The sequence below is a fragment of the Rhodococcus sp. 27YEA6 genome, assembly GCF_044908235.1.
In the GTDB taxonomy this organism is placed as follows: domain Bacteria; phylum Actinomycetota; class Actinomycetes; order Mycobacteriales; family Mycobacteriaceae; genus Rhodococcus_F; species Rhodococcus_F qingshengii.
In genome coordinates this window covers 168,420-185,305 of the sequence record NZ_JBIYCY010000004.1, presented here as the reverse complement: position 1 = coordinate 185,305, position 16,886 = coordinate 168,420, and the positions used below count along the sequence as shown (strand labels likewise).

At 62.9% G+C, this 16,886-nt stretch carries 15 protein-coding genes; 8 read left to right on the top strand and 7 right to left on the bottom strand.

Going from position 1 to position 16,886, the window contains the following annotated elements; genetic code table 11:
• Positions 1 to 82 precede the first annotated feature (82 nt).
• A complete protein-coding gene (locus tag ABH939_RS13500) occupies positions 83 to 652 on the bottom strand; it encodes a DUF5655 domain-containing protein (protein WP_404649710.1) in 570 nt (189 codons plus the stop codon).
• 77 nt (positions 653 to 729) lie between these two features.
• On the bottom strand, positions 730 to 1,383 hold the full coding sequence (locus ABH939_RS13495) for a GNAT family N-acetyltransferase (RefSeq protein ID WP_175280132.1): 654 nt from the start codon (positions 1,381 to 1,383) through the stop codon (positions 730 to 732).
• A 124-nt stretch (positions 1,384 to 1,507) separates the two neighbouring features.
• Between ABH939_RS13495 and ABH939_RS13490 the strand changes: the two genes are divergently transcribed.
• The 5 genes from ABH939_RS13490 (at position 1,508) to ABH939_RS13470 (ending at position 7,983) form a co-directional block, all read left to right on the top strand.
• Entirely contained in the window at positions 1,508 to 2,899 is a 1,392-nt protein-coding gene (locus tag ABH939_RS13490) for an MFS transporter (RefSeq protein ID WP_404649709.1), read from the top strand.
• 3 nt (positions 2,900 to 2,902) lie between these two features.
• Positions 2,903 to 4,459: a pyridoxal phosphate-dependent decarboxylase family protein gene (locus ABH939_RS13485; RefSeq protein ID WP_404649708.1), complete on the top strand. Its 1,557-nt coding sequence runs from the start codon at positions 2,903 to 2,905 to the stop codon at positions 4,457 to 4,459.
• Between the two features lie 127 nt (positions 4,460 to 4,586).
• Positions 4,587 to 5,918, top strand: a complete 1,332-nt coding sequence (locus tag ABH939_RS13480) for a cyclopropane-fatty-acyl-phospholipid synthase family protein (RefSeq protein ID WP_054187182.1) — start codon at positions 4,587 to 4,589, stop codon at positions 5,916 to 5,918.
• A gap of 20 nt (positions 5,919 to 5,938) precedes the next feature.
• The gene (locus tag ABH939_RS13475) at positions 5,939 to 7,258 is read left to right on the top strand and encodes a lipase family protein (protein WP_404649707.1); all 1,320 of its coding nucleotides are present in this window, start codon (positions 5,939 to 5,941) and stop codon (positions 7,256 to 7,258) included.
• 53 nt (positions 7,259 to 7,311) lie between these two features.
• On the top strand, positions 7,312 to 7,983 hold the full coding sequence (locus tag ABH939_RS13470) for a DUF1345 domain-containing protein (RefSeq protein ID WP_030537075.1): 672 nt from the start codon (positions 7,312 to 7,314) through the stop codon (positions 7,981 to 7,983).
• A 21-nt stretch (positions 7,984 to 8,004) separates the two neighbouring features.
• Here the strand turns inward: ABH939_RS13470 and ABH939_RS13465 are convergent, their stop codons facing one another.
• Complete coding sequence (locus tag ABH939_RS13465) at positions 8,005 to 8,634, bottom strand: LysE family transporter (protein ID WP_037130153.1); 630 nt, start codon at positions 8,632 to 8,634, stop codon at positions 8,005 to 8,007.
• A gap of 110 nt (positions 8,635 to 8,744) precedes the next feature.
• Here ABH939_RS13465 and ABH939_RS13460 point away from each other — a divergent pair, with 110 nt between their 5' ends.
• Positions 8,745 to 9,401, top strand: a complete 657-nt coding sequence (locus ABH939_RS13460) for a nitroreductase family protein (RefSeq protein WP_003942413.1) — start codon at positions 8,745 to 8,747, stop codon at positions 9,399 to 9,401.
• Complete coding sequence (locus ABH939_RS13455) at positions 9,395 to 10,000, top strand: dihydrofolate reductase family protein (RefSeq protein ID WP_404649706.1); 606 nt, start codon at positions 9,395 to 9,397, stop codon at positions 9,998 to 10,000. Before ABH939_RS13460 ends, ABH939_RS13455 begins: the two co-directional genes overlap by 7 nt.
• On the opposite strand, the gene ABH939_RS13450 is transcribed toward ABH939_RS13455, so the two are convergent.
• Positions 9,997 to 10,800, bottom strand: a complete 804-nt coding sequence (locus ABH939_RS13450; protein ID WP_404649705.1) for a sulfite exporter TauE/SafE family protein — start codon at positions 10,798 to 10,800, stop codon at positions 9,997 to 9,999. The genes ABH939_RS13455 and ABH939_RS13450 overlap by 4 nt on opposite strands.
• 92 nt (positions 10,801 to 10,892) lie before the next feature.
• On the opposite strand from ABH939_RS13450, the gene ABH939_RS13445 reads away from it, so the two are divergent.
• A complete protein-coding gene (locus ABH939_RS13445; protein WP_376136891.1) occupies positions 10,893 to 11,696 on the top strand; it encodes a helix-turn-helix transcriptional regulator in 804 nt (267 codons plus the stop codon).
• Here the strand turns inward: ABH939_RS13445 and ABH939_RS13440 are convergent.
• The 3 genes from ABH939_RS13440 to ABH939_RS13430 form a co-directional block, all read right to left on the bottom strand.
• Positions 11,674 to 12,123 carry a hypothetical protein gene (locus ABH939_RS13440; RefSeq protein WP_125051204.1) on the bottom strand — a complete coding sequence of 150 codons (450 nt, stop codon included), beginning with the start codon at positions 12,121 to 12,123 and terminating at the stop codon, positions 11,674 to 11,676. The genes ABH939_RS13445 and ABH939_RS13440 overlap by 23 nt on opposite strands.
• Positions 12,124 to 12,169: 46 nt before the next feature.
• Entirely contained in the window at positions 12,170 to 13,423 is a 1,254-nt protein-coding gene (locus ABH939_RS13435) for a glycoside hydrolase family 1 protein (RefSeq protein ID WP_404649755.1), read from the bottom strand.
• A 140-nt stretch (positions 13,424 to 13,563) separates the two neighbouring features.
• Positions 13,564 to 16,833, bottom strand: a complete 3,270-nt coding sequence (locus tag ABH939_RS13430) for an arabinosyltransferase domain-containing protein (RefSeq protein ID WP_404649704.1) — start codon at positions 16,831 to 16,833, stop codon at positions 13,564 to 13,566.
• Positions 16,834 to 16,886: the final 53 nt, after the last annotated feature.

Here is a 16,886-nt window from a genome sequence, read left to right as displayed (position 1 = left end):
AGAAAGTCCCTGTTCTCCGACAAGGAGGACAGGGACTTTCGTGCAGCCTGCAGGTGCGTTTGCGTGGCGGTGAGTGGGTGACCTACCGGCCGTTCTGTTGATACGCGATCGCTGTCAGCGATCCGACTTCGTCGTTCACGTCTGCGGTGCTGGTGGGCCCGATCTTGTGGGTCGACTGCCCGGGAGCCTTGGCCGGCACAAGAAGTTCGGATTCGGGGGCCTCGACAAAACGTAGTCCGAGGTCGACTCGGGCCTTGGTGGCCGCTGCGATGGCGGCGAATTGGCGAGCGCGAACGAAGGGTGTGTAGGTTCCGCGGCCTTCGACCCGAACATCGGTTCCGAGTTCTTCGATCAGACGTCGGGCTGCATCGAAGATCGGCCGCAGTGCTGCCTTCGGGCCGCTGTACTGCTGGTCGATGTATTGCTCGACGGTCGGCTCCACCCATCCGGACTGTTCGGCAGTCTCGAATGCAATTGCCCACTGCGAGTTCTGCGGTACACCGTGCTCTGCTTTCAGCCACTTGCGCACTTCGTTCTGATCGAGCGGGTCGACCCCGGACGTCCGTACGGCCTCAACCCATTCTTCGAGGGTGCGCCCGGTACGGTCGCGCATGGACGAGGTGACTGCGGCCATCATGTCGGAGGGTTCCATGTGTCTGTTCTACCGGTTGTCGCTGGTCTTTCGGTTGTCGCTGCTCTTTCGGTTGTCACTGTGCACGGGGAGCTCGCTCAGTCGATGCCGAGCATCGTCTTGAACGCGCGCACGCCGGTCACTTCGACGGGATACGGCGGTGCGACAAAATCTTCGCGGCTGAGGGTGAAGAGACGACGCACGGTCATGCGACCGTCGGCAGCCAACTCCTCTACTGTGCCGTCTGCGCGGTACCCGACTTTGGTGGACACCGTGATCGAGGCGGGGTTGTCCGTGAATGCCGACGACACGACGCTTCGTGCGCCCAAAGAGTCGAATGCGAATGCGCAGATTGCCTGTCGGGCGAGAGTGCCGACACCCCGGCCTTGGAACCCGCGTCCGATCCACGAGCCGGTTTCACCGGTACGACTTTTGGGAAAGTCCGTCGCGGCGAACGCCTGGCAGCCGACGATTTCTCCGTCGACGACAATGGCTGTTTCGAATTTCCAGTCGGTCATGGTCATCGCTCCGCGGACCGACCAGTGGTATTGGATGAATCTTCGCGACACTTCGTCGGGAGTGCCCACCGTCCAGGGGACGAGAAACGGCATCTGTTCGGCAGGGTGAATGCCGGCTCGGACCAGCGCAGTGAGTTCGGGGAAATGATCGTCGCGCACAGGGAGCAAGGTGATGGGCCCACACGTGATCGTGACTCCGTATGGAGGCCAGATCTCTCGCAGTGGGTCAACCATCGTCTTCAGACCTTCGTTTCGTGTGCGAATCGGGTCACAGTCTGGCATGCCAGGCCCGTCCGAGTGAGCGACTTCTGGTCATCGGGATTCTTTTGCCCTCGCGGTACGGAGTCGTGACATTAGTGTGTGGACGGTGACTACAGACAAATTGGTACGTCTTCGTGAAGGTAGATCGCCTGACAGGCTTTCGCGTGGTGTGGTGGCCGGATACGCAGCGGGAAGTGTCGGTACGGGTGGATTCGGTGTTCTGCCAGGTCTGGTACTGGCGTACTACCTGACCGACACGCTCGGCGTTGCCGCGGCGCTCGCGTCGCTTGTGGTCATTGTCCCGAAAATCGCCGACGTCCTGATCGATCCGCTGATCGGGTCGATCAGCGACCGAAGCTCTCATCGAACTGGTACGCGAGTGCCACTCATGCTCGCAGGCGCTCTGGGACTGCCGTTGCTCTTCATTCTCACGTTCTCGGCCCCGGTGTCGGCCGGCCCAGGAGTCGGGGCGATGTGGGTGCTCGTCTTCTTCCTGCTCGCGGCGAGTGCCTACAGCCTCTTTCAGGTGCCGTATATCGCGTTGCCGACCGAGTTGACCGGCGATTACCACGAGCGCACTCGGTTGGTATCGGTTCGAATTGCGGTGTTGGCCCTGACAATTCTGGTCATCGGCGCCGGTGGACCCGAGCTCCGCGACGCTGGCGGGGGCGGAGCACGCGGTTATCTGGTCATGGCGATCGGGGTGTCGGCGCTGATGTGCGGGGCAATGATCTGGGCAGTTCGCGGAGCCGCGCGCCACACGGTGACTCACGCGGACGCGCCGGTCGGCTCGTTGCTCACGCAGTACCGGGACGGGTTCGACGCGATACGACGTACCCGCGCGTTCCGATTGCTGGTCAGCGTCTTCGTGCTCCAAGCTCTTGCCACCGCTGTGATGTTGGCGGGTGCGCAATATCTGGCGACCTATGTGATGGGCAACGAAGGTGCGCTCACCGGTCTGTTCGTTGCACTCGTCGGACCAGCTCTCGTCGTCATGCCGCTGTGGTACCGGTTCTCGCATCGGTACGGAAAGCTTCGCGGTTACGTGGTGTCTTCGGTTCTGTTCGTCGTCGCCACGGCGTTGTTGACGCTTGCGGCTGTCGACGCGGGTTCGTGGATCTACGGTGCCGTCGCGCTTGCCGGCGTCGGCTACGCCGGCATGCAGGTGTTCCCGCTGGCGATGCTTCCGGACGTCATCGAGGACGACGCGCGAATCGGTGGGCGCCAACGCGGTGGTTCGCTCAGTGGTATCTGGACCGCCGCGGAAACCGCAGGCCTTGCCCTGGGACCCGCGGTGTTCTTGGGTGTACTCGCGGTGACCGGCTTCGTCTCGAAAACTGCGGGCGAGACTGTCGTGCAACCGGAATCGGCGCTGACCGGAATTGCCCTCGGCTTCTCGGTCGTGCCGGCGATCCTGGTTGCGATCAGCCTGGTCGTATTGCGGAATTACCGCACCGAACAAGAATCCACTCACGAGAACGAAAGGTGAACGATGAGTTCCACTCGGGCCGAGGAACTTCAGGGCAAGATCGTCGAGAGCGCAAACCTCGAGAAGAGGGCGGCCGACGTCTTGAGTCGGTTGCGTTCGCTTCGCGAGCAGGACGCTCCGACGCACGGAGGCCGGGTTCTGTCGTACGTGTACGACAGCGGCCTCGCAGCGCTCGACGAGTTGGCAGCGGACGCAGCTCGATTGGTTCAGCCGGTCAACGGTCTCGACCCGACGGTGTTCCCGTCCACCGCGGTGATGGAGCGTGAGTTGGTTGCGTTCGCACGCGAGTTCCTCCATGGAGCTTCAGACCCAGCCGCAGATACAGACGCCGGAGGCGTAGTCGTCGGCAATGTCACCAGCGGCGGAACGGAGAGTTGTGTGTTGGCCGTCAAGGCAGCTCGCGACTTCCGTGGGCTCCCGCCGGGTGAGGGTTCGCTGGTTCTTCCGACCACCGCGCATGCCGCTTTCCACAAGGCAGCTCACCTGCTCGGACTGGAACTGATCCTGGTACCAGTAGATCCCACGTCGGGGCGCGTCGGCGCACAAGATATTGCGACGGCAGTTCGGAAAGACACGGTCTTGATCGTCGTCTCCGCGCCCAGCTACCCGTTCGCGGCGCTCGACCCGATCGCCGATGTCGCGGAAGTTGCTCGTGCACATTCGATTCCACTGCATGTCGACGCCTGCATCGGTGGGCTTGCGTTGCCGTGGTGGGGTGATCTGCCACCCTGGGATTTCCGGGTGCCCGGGGTCACCAGCATGTCCGTCGACTTCCACAAGTACGGATACTCACCCAAAGGCGTTTCGGTCCTGCTGCACCGAGGGCGAGATCTGCATCGCAAGCAGTATTTCGGACTCACGGACTGGCCGGGGTACCCGGTGGTCAATCCCACGCTTCTCGGTTCCAAATCCGTTGCTGCTCTTGCCGGTGCTTGGGCGATTTCGCAAGTCCTCGGGCAATCCGGGTACGCCGAATTGGTGTCCCGGGCGCAGCGGGCCACTCGTGCACTGATCGGCACGGTCGAGGCAATCGAGGGTCTTCGCGTCGTGGGCTCGCCGGTGGGACCACTGTTCGCGGTCGCTACCGACGATTCCGTGCCGCTCGAACGGCGAGTGGATCCGCATCGCTGGGTGAGCGCTGTCGGTGCTCGCGGCTTCGTCCTTCAAGGGCAGCCGGCGTCGACGCAACCTGACGGGACGACGTTGCCTCGAACAACCCACCTCACCGTCACCCCGGTGACGGAATCTGTGCTCGGCGAGTTGACCAGCGCACTCGTCCTCGGTGCCGACGACGTTCGCGGCTCGGCGGCAGCCGAGGCGCCGCCGGCCCTGGCAGAGTTGGCCGGAGCATTCGAACGTGGCGATGTCACCGTCGCCGATGTTCTTGCGTTGCCCAGTGACGCCGTCGCGGCAGCGTTGACGTCGGCGGGGCTGGATCCTCGGGGCTCTTCCGATTCTCCCTTGGACATGGCGGCCGTCCTCGCGGCAGTGGAATCGCTGCCACGTGAGGTCACGAAGAGACTGCTGGTGGAATTCCTCGCCGGAATGGTGGAGCCCTGAACTCGGCGATGAATACTGAAACCGCGATGAACACTGTCCAAAACTCGGACAAATGGCGCGAAAGATTCGCGAATCGGGCGTAAGTTTTCTGTCATCGGCTAACCATCTTTTGTCGGAGGGTTGATCAGTGACTGGTGCCGCGGCCAAGATTTTGACGGTGTTCGAGGAAGTGATCGGGGTTCCGCTTCCGGTTCGCGTGCGATGTTGGGACGGTTCGGAGGCAGGGCCACCGGACGCCGCTGCGCAGGTTCACTTCCGGAATCGGCGTGCCCTACGGCGGGTCCTCTACTCTCCCAACGAATTAGGGCTGGCGAGGGCGTACGTTTCCGGCGATCTGGACGTAGACGGCGATATCTTCGCGCTCCTCGACGTTCCGGAACTGGTCACGCGGCTCGGTGAGAATCGTTTGTCGACGTTGCCGCTGCGCTCGATTGTTCGCGCCGCCGGTACTTTCGCCGGCTTGGGAGCGGTGGGTCCACCACCGTCACCCCCGGCGATCGAGATGCGTAGTAAGCGAGGCAAGCGGCACAGTAGATCACGCGATTCGGCGACTGTCTCCCATCACTACGACGTCGGGAATCGCTTCTACGAACTGTTCCTCGGGCCGAGCATGGTTTATTCGTGCGGATACTGGCCGGAAGGTGTCGAATCCCTCGAAGCTGCTCAGTACGCGAAGCTGGACTTGATTTGCCGCAAGCTCGATCTGAAGCCGGGAATGCGACTGCTCGACGTCGGCTGCGGTTGGGGATCGATGGCATTACACGCCGCCCAGAACTACGGCGTCGACGTCGTCGGAGTCTCGCTGAGCAACGAGCAGGTCGAATACGCCAAGGGGCGAGTTGCCGACGCGGGTTTGACCGATCGCATCGAGATTCGGGTGCAGGACTACCGCGACGTCGACGACGGCCCTTACGACGCGATTTCGAGCATCGGCATGTCCGAGCACGTGGGCCTGGTCAATTTGCCGGTGTACACGGCAAAACTCTACGACCTGCTCGTGCCGCAGGGTCGTCTGCTCAATCATGCCATCGCCGCGGTGAAGTCGTTGTCGGACAACGTCGATGACGGTCCCAGCTTCATCGACAGGTACATCTTCCCGGACGGTGAGATCCTTCCGTTGAGTAAAACCATTGATGCGCTGGAACTTTCGGGTTTCGAGACGCGTGACAGCGAAGCGTTGCGCGAGCATTACGCACTGACACTGCGCGCATGGGTGCAGAACCTTCGTGAGAACTGGGACGCATCGGTCTTACAGGTCGGTGCTCCCCGGGTGCGTACCTGGTTGCTGTATCTCGCTGCCAGTGCTCTGGGTTTCGAGGAGCCGCACAGGCTTACGATTCATCAGGTTCTGGCCGTGAAACCAGGGGATCGGGGGGCCAGCGGCATGGCCCGCTCGCGTGACAGTTGGTATCGATCGATTGAAGTCCCGCAGATCGAAACCGGTCCGCGCGTCGACTGAGGCCTATACGTTGGATTTCCATGAGCACCCGGAAGGTTGTCCTCGCGGCACTGAAGGTTACGGCCGTTGCGGTATCGGCGCTGTTGCCGACCTCGCTGCTGTTCACACCGATGTCGAACGCCGAACCTGTGAACGATTTCTACGATGCGATTCCGGGCGACGTCGGTGATCCGGGTTCGGTGATTCGGACGGAACCGCTGGCTCTGGCCGGTGCCGTCGGCGGAGTGCCTGGTGTGGGGACCCGGATCCTGTATTCGAGTACCGACACCCACGGATCCAAGGTTGCTGTGTCGGGCTCGTACCTGGAGCCGGCTGCCCCGTGGTCAGGAGCGGGCCCCCGCCCGACGGTGGTGATCGGTCCGGGTACGCAGGGCCAAGGTGATCAGTGCGCGCCGTCGAGGATGTTTCCCACTGCCGGTCAGCTCCGCCTGGCGGAACCCGGGAATCCGTCGAACTACGGTGCCGGTGTGGACAGTGTCGGTGTCAACTACGAGTCAGCTTTTGCTTTCGCTTTCCTCACCCAGGGCGTTCGTGTATTCGTCACCGACTACATCGGACTCGGAACACCCGGCGTTCATACCTACGTCAATCGCGCCGAGGAAGCCCATGCGATGTTGGACGGTGCACGCGCTGCCCGAGCCCTCGCGCGGGCAGGAGAGGACGATCCGATAGCGCTGTGGGGCCACTCGCAGGGCGGCGGCGCCACTGCCGCTGCAACCGAACTGGCACCCGAATACGCGCCTGAGTTGAATCTGGTCGGGAGTTACGCGAGCGCGCCCCCGGCAGACTTGGCAAGCGTTCTGCGTCATATCGACGGTACCGGCCTGATGGCCGCGATCGGTTACACGATCAACGGCGTCCTCGACCGCTATCCCGCCGCCCGAGAGCCGATCGAATCTCGACTCAACGACTACGGCCGGTCCGTGCTCGCCGACGTCGCCGGGCAATGCCTCATCGATTCCCGAACCAAGTACGGGAAGCAGTCGACGGCGTCGTGGACCACAGACGGACGACCACTCGCCGACGTGGTGGAATCGGTACCGGAGATCCAACAGGTGATCGAGGAACAACGCATCGGGCGGCGAACCCCGGCCTCGCCGATTCTGGTCAACGGAGCGCTCAACGACGATTTCATCCCGTACGAGCAAACCCGGCGCCTGGTTCAGGACTGGTGCGCGCGCGGGGCCGAGGCGACGTTGTTCACCGACACCTTGCCTGCGGTGAATCCGGGGAGCGGCAACAACCACCTCGCGCCGGCCGTAGCGGATTTCGGCGTCGGATTGCAGTACGTGCTGGACAGATTCAACGGCAAGCCGATAGTCGGTGCGTGCAACGCCTGAGTCGCCGTGTCACGTAACCACCGTCTCACTTCTAACAGTGGTTGACTGAGCCCGTGAACGATCGACCGCACGACCTTCCGATCAACCCGGTTCCACGGAGCGCCCTGGGTGCCGGGCCGGCGCTGAGAGTGTCGACGGGTCTGCTGCTCGGTGTGGCCGCCGGTGTCGTCACGGCGTTGGTCGGCTATCCCCGATTCGCGTTTCTGATCGGCTGGGATGTGGCGGCGATGGTGTTCACGGTGTGGACGTGGATTCTGGTCTGGCCCTTCGACGCGACGCTCACCGCAAGCCACGCAACGCGCGAAGAGCCGGCCCGAAACGTCGCGCACCTGCTGATTCTCGGTGCCGCCGTCGCGAGCCTGGTCGGTATCGCGTTCCTGCTCCTGGCGGCACCCGACGGACATCACTACCAAGTAGTGGCGGCATCGGTTGCAGTCGGCAGCGTCGTGATCTCGTGGCTGGCGGTCCACACGCTCTTCGCCCTCGGATATGCACGGCTGTACTACTCCGGCCCCGACGGCGGAATCGATTTCAATCAGGAAGAACCGCCGAGGTACAGCGATTTCGCCTACGTGGCGTACACGGTCGGGATGAGCTTCGCGATTTCCGACACCAACTTGAAGTCGTCGGACATGCGCGCGATGGCACTCGGCCACGCATTGCTGTCGTACCTGTTCGGTTCGGTGATCGTGGCGTCCGTCGTCAACTTGATTGCGGGCCTGTGATCTCTCGAGCCGTGTGACCGATCAAGCCGCTGCACGCCCGATGCTCGAGAGGAAGCCGGCGGCTCCGAAGAACAGACCGGCGAACACTCGATTGGTGGTTCGCTGCTGTTTGGGGGAGCGCATCAAGGTGAGCACCCGGGCGGCCAGGCCGGTGTATCCGGTCATCACGATCACGTCGACTGCGCACATCGTGGCGGCGATGATCAGATACTGCGGCAGCAGCGGCGCCGACGGGTCCAGGAACTGCGGGAGCACTGCGAGCATGAAAACGACGGCCTTCGGATTGCTCGCGTTCACGAGAAATCCGCGAAGCATCATCATCGGACCGGAGCTGCTCGCGGCTGCCTCGTCGGTCTCCACCTCGGTGGGCGCCGATCGCCACTGCCTGATCCCCAGGTAGACGAGGTATGCGACACCGAACCACTTGATCAAGGAAAAGGCCACGGTCGAACTGGCGAGAATTGCACCGACCCCCGCCGCGACAATTCCGATCTGCAGCAACAATCCCAACTGCAGCCCGAAGATGTTCCAGTATCCGCGTCGCAAGCCGTAGGCAAGTCCCGACGACATCGACGCAATGGCGCCGGCCCCCGGCGACAGGCTGATCACCCAACTTGCTCCGAAGAACGCCAACCAGACGTGCCAACTCATGTCGAAAGTCCTTTGATCGGGAAATACTCCCGACAACGAGCACGCACGGGATCAGAAAAGTGTAGACGGACAGTCCTGCTCACTGCTCGCGACAGTGCAATGATCGGGAGATGACGTCGTATCCCGTACTCGACCTGACACCCGACGAATTGCTGACCACAACGCGGACCGTTCGAAAGCGTCTGGATCTGACCCGTCCCGTGCCGTTGGACCTGGTGAAGGAATGCCTCCAGATCGCCCTGCAAGCGCCCTCCGGTTCGAATCGCCAGGGCTGGCAGTGGATGGTGGTGACCGATCCGGCACTGCGTGCAGCAGTCGGGCAGATCTACAAGGAAGTCACCGACGAGTACCTTGCCTCTCACGGTTCGGCGGCAAAACTCTTCGCCGATGATCCCGATCGCGCGCCGATTCAACAACGCGTGGGCACCAGCGTCGCGTGGCTCGGTGAGCACATGGGTGAGGTGCCGGTCCTTCTCATTCCGTGTATCAAGGCGGGCAAGACGCTGCCGGAGGGGAACCAAGCCGGCCTGTGGGGTTCGCTACTCCCGGCTGCGTGGAGTTACGCGCTGGCCGCGCGGGCACGTGGGCTCGGTACGGCGTGGACGACATTGCATTTGCAGCGTGAAGCGGAAGTTGCCGAGCTGCTGGGCATTCCGGCCGGATTCCATCAGGCTGCGCTCATCCCGACGGCGTACTTCACCGGCGAGACGTTCAAACCCGCCGCCCGTGAACCGGTCGACAACGTGCTGCACGTGGACCGATGGTGAGCCTGATCTACTCGGCGATCTGCTCGATCGACGGGTATGTGGCCGATGAGCAGGGGAACTTCGACTGGGCGGTTCCCGACGCGCAGGTCCACGCGTTCGTCAACGAGCTAGAGAGGGGAGTCGGCACGTACCTGCTCGGGCGCCGGATGTACGAGACGATGATTCCCTGGGAAACAATGGCATCCGAGGATCTCGAGCGTTCTTCGGTGGCAGGAGGACCTTCGGCTCCGGACGAGTTTGCCGGAATCGAGGCGGCGACCGCCGAGTTCGCTCAGATCTGGCGTGGAATCGACAAGATCGTGTACTCCACGACGCTGAACGAGGTGTCGACCGCACGTACCAGGATTGTCCCGAGCTTCGATGAAGACTCCATCCGTTTGCTCGAGAGTGAAGCGGTACAAGATATCTCGATCGGTGGACCGACGGTTGCGGTTAGTGCTTTCGCGGCGGGTTTGGTCGATGAAGTCAGACTGTTCCTGTGTCCGGTCAATATCGGTGGCGGATTGCGAGCTCTCCCGGAAAGCCAGCTTGATCTGCAACTGCTCGAGGAGAAAACCTTCGACGGCGGCGTCATCTATCTGCGATACGCCGTTCGCTAAGCAATCACCATCACTGCCGTGACGACGCCGAGTAGAGCGATGTAGGCGGCGGCATGGACTCGGTCCGGTATGGCACCGACGATTCGTCGGCTCAGCGCGATCGCCGGTAGGGAACCGGCGAGTAGTGCACAGACGGCCAGAAGGTCGACAGCGCCGACTCTGCCCGCCGACAGATCCGAGGCTGAACTGTGCCCTGATGAGACCGCATACACCGCAGTCGCGACGACGGCGACAGGCAAGCTCAACGGGTTGGCGCTCGCGGCGGCGTCGGCCATCGGAACTCCGCGGCGTCGCATCATCGGAACCGTCATGACGCTCCCGCCGACTCCGAGGAAACTTGCGACGGCACCGATGCCTATCCCGACAGCGCGGACGCCGTGACGGTCAAGATGTTCGCGAGGTTCAGATGGTGTCAGAAACCCTTGTCGCAGAAGACTGTCCAGGATTGTCACCAGCAGGTAGAGCGCAAACAGAATCCGGACGACGCCGTCGTCTACGTGGCCCGCCGCAACCGCTCCGAGCCCGGCTCCGAGTGCGACGGGACCGATCAGAGGTCTGATGTACTCCGTCCGAAGCCGTCCTGACTTCCTGAATGCGACTGTGGCACCGAGTGAATTGACCACCATCACGGCCGCCGAGGATGCTACGGCGACATGCATCGGATCGATGACGTCCGGCCGCAGCGTCGATGCAGCGTAAACGACTGGGACAGTGACGAACCCGCCACCGAATCCGAACAGAACGGTGGTGACTCCGGTCAAGGCGCCGAAAGCGAGCAGGATGAGGGAGTAGTGAAGCACTTGATGAACGGTAGCGATTTCTCCGTTGGCGCACATTCGAAGGTTCGCCACGTTCCATTGTGAATCGGACACAGACTCGGTAGGTTCCTCCGGTGCGCAACATCTCGATCAACGACGTCGATCACTCGCCCCGCGGTGTTCTCGCAATCGGAACCGACTACCCACCCGGTCACGTGCTGGCCGCCCACGAACATCGACGAGCCCAGTTTCTCTTCGCTGTGAACGGTGCGATGAACGTCGAAACCGATGACGGTGAGTGGACGGTTCTGCCGTCCAATGCGGTCATGATTCCCGCCGGTGTCGCTCATGCCGTGACAATGGACGGCGTCAGCACGCGAAGCCTCTACATCGAACCGTCCGCAGCGCCGTGGTTCCCGGTCAGGTGCCGAGTCGTCGCAGTATCGTCGCTCCTGCGTGAGTTACTTGTCGCTGCAGTCGACGTGGATGTCGAGCTGAATGTGGAGGACGACTTCCCCGCACACGGACGCAGCGCCGCGGTATTTCAGCTGATCCTGCACGAACTTCGCGATCTTGCGCCCCTACCTGTGGAACTCCCGCTGCCTCGGCACCCGGGATTGCGGGCGTTGTGCGCGCAGTATCTCGCAGCCCCGTCGATCCATGACTCGCCCACGCGGTGGGCTGACCGACTCCACGTCAGTGAACGGACACTGCACCGCTTGCTGATCTCGGAAACGGGGATGAGCGCGTCGTCGTGGATGCAGCGTGCCTGCATTCTTCACGCGCTTCCGAAACTTTCTGCCGGGGCCAGTGTGACGGCCGTTGCGTCTGAACTCGGATACTCGACGCCGGCTGCATTCGCGGCGATGTGCACCCGAGTCTCGGGTGCACCGCCCAGTAGCTATCGGGCGCGCGTCACGACACAGACACAGGGATGATGTCGGCGACGACGTCGTGGATGAGACCGTCATGGACTTCGAAGGTTTCACGAATCTCCACGGTCATGAGGCGAGTGCCGCCGATTCCCGCGTCCAGCAGGTAGGTGGTCGAGACGATGTCCCCGGCTTCCGACATCTCGAGGTCTCGGACGCCCTGGATAACGCGGTATTGAATACCGTTTTCGAGGTCGGCGGACATCTGTGGTCCGGAGAAACCCGTCTTGAGTCCGGCTTCGACGCGCGTCGCATCCGGGGCGAAATGGACATCGGAAACGTCATGGGAGACGAGGGCGTCGATGTAGGCACGCGCCTGCGCCTCGCGGGGTGAATCGGCCGGGTTGGGGGCTGCTGTCGCAGCGCCTCCGGCAACCAGGATCAGGGCAGCCGTGGCAGCGGCAGTTCCGGCGATATTTCGCAGTGTTCGCATGGGACATCCTAACGACGAGGAGTGGAGGAACATCGGAAAACGGCCGTCATCGAGTAGCCGTACAGCTGCGGGGAGGATCGACGAGCGAGCAGAAAGCCGGGGCCATGACGGGCACGTAGTCGGCCCCGACGCCGTTCTCGTGAATGATCCGGCGGTAGGCGTCGACGCCGTCGGTCGGGATTCGCGCCGCAGTGGGATCGCCGAGAACATCGACCGTGTAGAGGCCGAATCGAGGTCGGTACGAACCCCATTCGTAGTTGTCGGTGATGGACCAGTAGTTGTAGCCGATCACGTCGGCACCGTCTTCTCGGGCGCGTTCCATCCAATAGATGTGATCGCGTAAGTGATTCGCGCGTGTGTATCCGTCGGCGCGCGGCGCTCCGTTGTCGGTGGGCATGCCGTTCTCGACGATGTAGAGGGGGAGTTCCGGATACTTGCCCGAGTACCGCATCAATGCGTCGTACAGGCCTTCGGGCTGCGGCGTGACGTTGTAGAACTCGTCGAGTGCGGCGTACGCGGCAGTCGGATTGTTCAGGGCCACACCGTAGTAGTAGTCGATGCCGAGAAAGTCGAGCTTGTCGCGCACTCGATCCGTGAATACCGAATCGATCGCCTCGGACACGCCGGGAATGAAGGAGAAATTACTGCTTACGCGGGCACCGGGATCGAGAACATGGATGCGGTCGTAGATCGCCCGGTGGACTCGGACCAATGAGTCGAACATCGACGGCGCCTGGGTGAGTGCGATTCCGCCGTAGGTCAATTCGCGCTGAACGTACACAGTCGGCTCGTTGATCGTGATCCAGAGCGCCCCGACTCCGGAGTACCGCTCGACTACCTTCTCTGCGTTGACCAGCCAATCGGCTTCCGTCTTCGGATTTGTCCAGCCGCCTTGATCGACAACCCATCCCGGATACACCCAGTGGTCGAGTGTGATCATCGGAGTCATGCCCCGCGCGCGGATGTGAGCTACCACGTCGTCGTAGTAGGCGAATTCGGTCTCGTTCCAGCTCCCGGCGGCGGGCTGAACTCGCGCCCACTCGACGCCGAATCGGAAAACCTTCGATCCCAGATCGGCCGCCCGGTCGATGTCCTCGGCGTAGCGATGACGGAAGTCGACCGAGTCACCGATCTTGTCGTGGGTTCGTCCGGAATCGGAGTATCGAGACCAGTTGCTGTCCGGCGACGAACCTTCCGATTGGAACCCGGAGGTGGCAACGCCCCAGAGGAAGTCATCCGGTACCTCAGCCGAGGCGTGAGCGGGAAGGGCCAGCACCCCGAACAGGCACGTCAGTGCCATCAGCGCAGGCGCGATAGACCGTGACAGGGCTCCCATGCCTGGGAGACTAAGTCATACAAGTGTCCAGTCGCAGGCGTTTCGTCCGATCCGCCCGCGGCTGGACCGTGTCACTCAGTGACCCAGCCGCTCAGAAATTCCGCTCAGAAAACCATGGTCATCGATCCCGGGTTCCACGTCCCGGAGCGCTGAACGGTCGTTTCGTCGACCTGGGCAGGTACTGCACTCGGATCGATCGGTGTGTACTTCTCGATCGAACCCCAGTCGCGAGCCCAGTCGTTGTCGAGATACGACGGAATGGTCTGCGCGGTCAGGAGCAGATCGATCCACCCCAACGGTCCACCACCGTAGTGGTCCTGCCAGGCACTGGTCACGAGCGCACCGGAATGGTCGGGAAGGATCCGATACTCGGGGACCTCGGCGATACCGACCCGATGATCGAAGGGGCGTTGGCATGGGAATGCCAGTCCGACAGCCCAATCCAGCATGACGGGCGCCTGTGAACCGACGACGTCGTTGAGCTTCTGGGTCTTCGGAACCCGCGGCGGGGTGACGGCCACCCATTGGTCGGGCTTGCTGTCGTAGTCGCTGACGACCAGTCGAATGCTGTTGGCTTCGACGGGAATCTGGTCCAACGGCACACGCAGGTTCCGCCATGACGGCGCCGGGCCGATGTCGAGGGGCGCGATCTTTCCGAGTGTTTCGACAGCGTCTGTTTCGGCATCGTCGACGCCACGCGCTGTGCCGTACTCGACCTCGACGTTCTGGCCGTAGGTGACGATTCCGTCCTTGTCGACGGACCGAACACGACCAGCCGCGGCAATCGAGATGATGTCGCCACGCGTGGCGTTCTCGCCCACGTCGGGGAGTTGGTACCAGTCACTGGTCAGAGTGCCGGGGGAGGGCTGACCGTAACTACCCATGACGGGTGTTGTCGCCGGGTCGAGACCGAACGGCAACGCGACCGAACTGCCGTTGACTCCGGTCTGTCCGGCGCCACCGCCGGTTCCGGCCGAGTTGCCGGCGGTGTCCTCGGAGGTGTCGACGGTGTTCGCGCCGCCGGTAGCCGTGGCTTCCTTGTCTGCTCGAAGGTCGGAGGCGACGCCGTTCGGATCGAATCCCGTAGCCCCACCGGCGGACAGTCCTGTGGCGACGCTGCCCGAGAGGGGCGTCAGCATCGAGGCGTTCGGATCGGTCTCGAGCAGAACGTCGTTGGCGAGTCCGCAGTGTTGGCCGAGAACGGCGTCGACGTTTGCACGGCCCACCGAATAGGCCGGGTACTGGGTGATCGCGCCCTTGGCCATGGACAGCACCTCGAAGAGGACCATGGCACCTGCGGCAACCGTCAGTGGCGAGATGGCAAGCAGTCGAGCGTGCTTCGCGGACGGTTCCTTCCCCGCGGTGTACGGCTCACGGAAGAAGTACCACGCGGCGACGCCGAGCATCAGCACCGTCAGCCCGAGGAGGACGGTGCTCGCGCCGAGTCCGCTGATGGACACAGGCTTGTCCCACCACGGAACGCTGTAGCTGGACACGTAGTAGTAGCTGTTGCTGCCGGTGAATGCCACCGCGAGGAGGAACAGGACGGCCGCCGCGAAGAGGGCCCGATTGCGCGGCGAGCGCAGGAGTTTTGTTCCTACGGCGACGGCCGTCATCATCGCCAGAACGGCGGTGAGTCCGGCAAAGATTCCGAAGTGGTGCGTCCACTTGGTCGGCGAGAACATCAGCAGTGGCAGTGCGCCGATCGTCAGCCCGACGACGCGGCGTGACGGGCCGGCGGCCAAACCGGGAATCCGGCCCCCCTTGCGCAGCATCATCGCGGTGCAGACGCCAAGGCACAGAACCATGACGAACACACCGAATCTGCGAGTCAGGGAACCGTCGACGGAGATGTTGAAGAGGTACTGATAGCGGAGGTACTCGTCGAACCAGGGCTGATTCGGTGAGATCGAGTGGACGCGTTGCATCTCGATGACGGCGGCCAGACTTTGATCGCCGAACGCGGGGATGAGAATCGAGAGTCCGGCAGCTAGCAGTGGCCCGACAGCCGCGACGTAACCGGTGGTGCGCGCACGTTCGATGATGATGCGCATGATCGGGCGTATTCCGGCGATGAGTGCGGCAAAGCAGATGAGGCCGGAAGGGCCGGCAGTCAAGGTGAATCCGGCGATCAGGATCGCGACTGCGACCGGCAGAAGTCGTCTCGTCGCGACGGCGCGTTCGATCGAGCACCAGGTCAGCAGCACGCCGAGGGCAACGATCGGTTCGGGGCGCAGTCCGTTGTTGAACGGAAGCCAGAATGCGAGGAAGACAAGCGCGCCGGTCCAGAGGGCGAGTCGATTTCCGCGAATGGCGGCGCCCAGCCGAGGCGCAACCTCCCGGCTGATGACGAGCCAGGTGATGATGCCTGCCAACAGAGCAGGCAGACGGACCCAGGGGCTTGCGGTGCTGACGTGGGCCAGGAGTCCGAGGATGTTGTAATACGGCGTTCCGAACGGGGTTTCGGGGACCGCGAACCACCGGAAGTAGTTGGACATGTAGCCCGATTGCTCGGAGGCTCTTGCCATCGTGAACTGGTAGCCGTCGTCGGTGGTGGTAGCGCCGATGAAGTGCCACAGCACCAGCGTTCCGACGACGACGCCGTCGAGGACGGTGAACTTCCACCATCGGGCGGGCAGAAATTTGCGTGTGCCCCGGCCGTCGCGGTTGTCGAGGCGGTGCAGCGCGAAGAGGGACACGAGAGCCGTGAGTGCCCCGAGAATCATGGCGAGAGTCTTGATCACCGACGGGCTCGACGTGAAGCGAGAGTCCGCCTCGATCGAGACGTTCAAACCGGCTGCCGCCGAATCGAGGTCGCTGAAGACGCCGACTACCTGTGGCCGGCTGTCGCCCTCGATGACGCGCGGTTCGGAACCGGTGGCACTGAAGGTGGTTCGGGTCGGCTCGGCGGCGAGCGTGAGTGCGCATCCACTCGGCAGATCAGCGACGGGTGTCGAGAGCAACACTCGATCGCGTAGGACAACGTCGACCCGAGCGGGAGCGTCGGAGGATTCGGGGGAGACGGTGGCAACAAATCCGAAGCGGCGCGCATCGGCGGCACCCGGGGGAGCAGTCGAGACGAGCGTTCCGCCGGTGGCGGCCAACTCACTGATCGACGCGCACGGAATCGATGCCTCCATGCGCAACGGTGTGTACGAGACCAATGGCGCCTCGACGCTTGTCGTCGACCCGGCCTGCGGCCAGTTGACGGCGGCGGTGTCCTGCTCGATCGGCAGGAACGGCACTGATCCGCACAAAACTATGCCGAGGATCGATGCGACAATCGCAACGATCCGTGCTCGGTTCGGTCCGCTGGATCGCTGAGGGGTCGGCAAGGCCGGAGGTGCGGTCGTGGCCACGTCACTGTCTGTCACGACTTTGGACCCTAGCTGTGCGTGACGTGTTTGTTATAAAAGCGCGAGTAATG

Excerpts from the sequence above, each read along its gene's own strand:
- ABH939_RS13500 (WP_404649710.1), bottom strand. The coding sequence starts at position 652 with ATGGAACCCTCCGACATGATGGCCGCAGTCACCTCGTCCATGCGCGAC.
- ABH939_RS13495 (WP_175280132.1), bottom strand. The coding sequence starts at position 1,383 with ATGGTTGACCCACTGCGAGAGATCTGGCCTCCATACGGAGTCACGATC.
- ABH939_RS13485 (WP_404649708.1), top strand. The coding sequence starts at position 2,903 with ATGAGTTCCACTCGGGCCGAGGAACTTCAGGGCAAGATCGTCGAGAGC.
- ABH939_RS13475 (WP_404649707.1), top strand. The coding sequence starts at position 5,939 with ATGAGCACCCGGAAGGTTGTCCTCGCGGCACTGAAGGTTACGGCCGTT.
- ABH939_RS13465 (WP_037130153.1), bottom strand. The coding sequence starts at position 8,634 with ATGAGTTGGCACGTCTGGTTGGCGTTCTTCGGAGCAAGTTGGGTGATC.
- ABH939_RS13460 (WP_003942413.1), top strand. The coding sequence starts at position 8,745 with ATGACGTCGTATCCCGTACTCGACCTGACACCCGACGAATTGCTGACC.
- ABH939_RS13455 (WP_404649706.1), top strand. The coding sequence starts at position 9,395 with ATGGTGAGCCTGATCTACTCGGCGATCTGCTCGATCGACGGGTATGTG.
- ABH939_RS13440 (WP_125051204.1), bottom strand. The coding sequence starts at position 12,123 with ATGCGAACACTGCGAAATATCGCCGGAACTGCCGCTGCCACGGCTGCC.
- ABH939_RS13435 (WP_404649755.1), bottom strand. The coding sequence starts at position 13,423 with ATGGCACTGACGTGCCTGTTCGGGGTGCTGGCCCTTCCCGCTCACGCC.